Below are 2,493 nucleotides of genomic sequence, written 5' to 3' on the forward strand. Positions count from 1 at the left end.
TTCTAGGTATTGTCGATTTTGGAAAATCAACCTACAGAAGCCCGAAATCGTTTCTGACGTGTGAACAAAGGGTTGGGAGATCCAACCCCTACGAAGAACCGTGTGTCTGTGCACACCTACCGATTATCTATAGTAAATTCTAAAAATAAATAGACATTTTCGCCCACCGGTAGGTGCGGCATCCTAACCGCACCGGTTTTGAGTGTCTCATTAATTCTAAGGTCCACTATAAATAGGGGTTACGGCATACGGAGTATGCCTATACTTTGTGGCAACTCGGGTTAAGATACCGGAAGTTTGTGGATTAACAGTTGACCTAGGAGAATCGTTGTGATAACAACAGAGCAGATTGCCCACTTCCATACGTTCGGCTTTTTAGCGTTGAAACAAGCTTTCTCTTCCAACGAGATGACGGAGATTAGCCGAGTTTTCGACGACCTGCTTGAGGAAGCCCGGCAGGGGCAGCCTTCCCTAGACGAGAAGCAGCAGTCAAGATACCATCGGCTACAGTCGATCTATGGGATCGCCGAGAGACATCCGTTACTGACAGAACTTGTGGCGGATGATCGAATTTACGAGACGGTCTGTCAGTTGTTGGGAGACGGTTGCCGCTGGCTCTGCTCTGAGGGACACCATTATCTTGGAGATACGAAATGGCATCCGGATGGCGGCAGCACCCAAGACTATTTTTTTATAAAGGTTTCATTGTATCTGGATCCGCTTACGAAAGATACCGGCTGCTTGCGCGTGATCCCCGGTTCGCAGCGGTCGCCGTTGCACGATGACCTCAAAAGATTGGAAGACCGTGAGGGACCTCCAGATCGCCCAACGCCGCAGATTGACCTCCCTGGACCCGAGGTGCCGGCCTTTCCGCTCGAATCAAAGCCCGGAGACATCCTTTTCTTGAACATGAATCTCTGGCACGCCTCCTTTGGCGGTAAACCCGGCAGACGGCATTTAGCGTTAAATTTTACACCTGAACCGACGCTTCCAGAACATATCGCGCTGCTGAAGAAGGACTATCAAGGTGTCCTAAACTTGATGGAGCGAGTCCAGCACGGACCTCCGAGGCGCGTGTTTTCAGACGCTTTCCTCCAGAGTGATAACCAGCGTATTCAGCGACTGGTGTCCACTTGGGTGGAATTGGGATTGAAGTGATCGCTATGTACTTGAGGATTAAAAAATTAGATAAACATTTCATCTAAAAAAAACTATGCAATATACAACACTCGGTAAGACAGAACTGCAAGTAAGTGTGGCTGGACTTGGCTGCGGCGGGTATAGCCGGTTGGGTCAAGCGACCGGCAGAAGTGAAGTTCAATCGATCGCCCTAGTCCAACAAGCCATTGACCAAGGGGTCAACTTCATTGATACAGCGCGGAACTACCGCACAGAAGCCATCGTTGGAAAGGCGTTGAAAGGACGCAATCGGGACGAATTTGTGATTTCGACCAAGGCTACGCTCGCCGATGACACAGGTCGAAAATGTCCGGCACAGGTGGTTAGAGAACTAGAAGCATCTTTGCAGAAGATGGATCTGACCTTTGTCGATGTGTTTCATCTGCACGGTGTACAACCTTCGGTCTACGACTATGCTGTGGAAAAAATAGTCCCTGCGCTGCTGCGGGAGCGAGAGAAAGGGAAATTCCGCTTTCTCGGTATCACGGAGGTTCCGCCCAAAGACCCCCATCACGAGACACTTGCACGGGCAGTGCAACAGGATTGTTTCGATGTGGTGATGGTCGCTTTCCATCTCATGCACCAGTCGGCACGTGAGAAGATTTTCAAACATACACTGGCAAAAGGGATCGGTGTATTGAATATGTTCGCCGTGCGGTTGTTGTTTAGCAAGCCGGGCAGACTGAACCACGTGGTCACGCAACTGATAAACGAGGGTAAATTGCCCGCTTGGCTAGCGGAGAAGGAGCAGGCACTCGGTTTTCTGATTCGTTCGGGCGGTGCTCGCACGGTTATCGACGCAGCATACCGGTATTGCCGTCATGAACCCGGTACGGATGTGATACTCTTCGGTACGGGCAGCCCGACGCATCTGCGGTCCAACATCGACTCCATTCTGAGTGATCCCCTGCCAGCAGCAGATCTGCAACGAATTGAAGAGCTATTCGGATCGTTAGTGGATGTCGGTTTAGATGCGCCGGGACGGCAGCGTCTCGCTTGATATGGGTTGGGCAAGATGCCCGTTCTACGGGTCAGTGTGTATAGGTTACGGCATACGGAGCCCCGCAGGCGGGATTCAAAACAATATGCCTACTACTATTAGAACGCAAGTTGCTAGTTGTCGGCATATTCAAACCAACAGCCCCTAATCCCCGTACAAATTGTATCATTTCTGTAGGTCGATTTTCCAAAATCGACGGTTTGGTGTCGAGATGTGAATCTCGACCTACAGGTTCTGATGGATTTTTAATAACTAGCAACTTAGGTTATTAGAATTTGCTTGCAGTGGATCAAAATCCGATATAGAATTGGGGT

The 2,493-nt window shown here is 49.9% G+C and carries 2 protein-coding genes; both read left to right on the top strand.

Annotated elements, in window-relative coordinates; all coding sequences use genetic code 11:
• Positions 1–330: 330 nt before the first annotated feature.
• On the top strand, positions 331–1,158 hold the full coding sequence (locus J4G02_22740) for a phytanoyl-CoA dioxygenase family protein (protein ID MCE2397326.1): 828 nt from the start codon (positions 331–333) through the stop codon (positions 1,156–1,158).
• A 55-nt stretch (positions 1,159–1,213) separates the two neighbouring features.
• Positions 1,214–2,179: an aldo/keto reductase gene (locus J4G02_22745; GenBank protein MCE2397327.1), complete on the top strand. Its 966-nt coding sequence runs from the start codon at positions 1,214–1,216 to the stop codon at positions 2,177–2,179.
• Positions 2,180–2,493 lie beyond the last annotated feature (314 nt).

Source organism: Candidatus Poribacteria bacterium (assembly GCA_021295755.1).
Lineage (GTDB): Bacteria > Poribacteria > WGA-4E > WGA-4E > PCPOR2b > PCPOR2b.

What these genes read in the sequence shown, in the direction of transcription:
- J4G02_22745 (MCE2397327.1), top strand. Translation starts at nt 1,214, where the DNA reads ATGCAATATACAACACTCGGTAAGACAGAACTGCAAGTAAGTGTGGCT.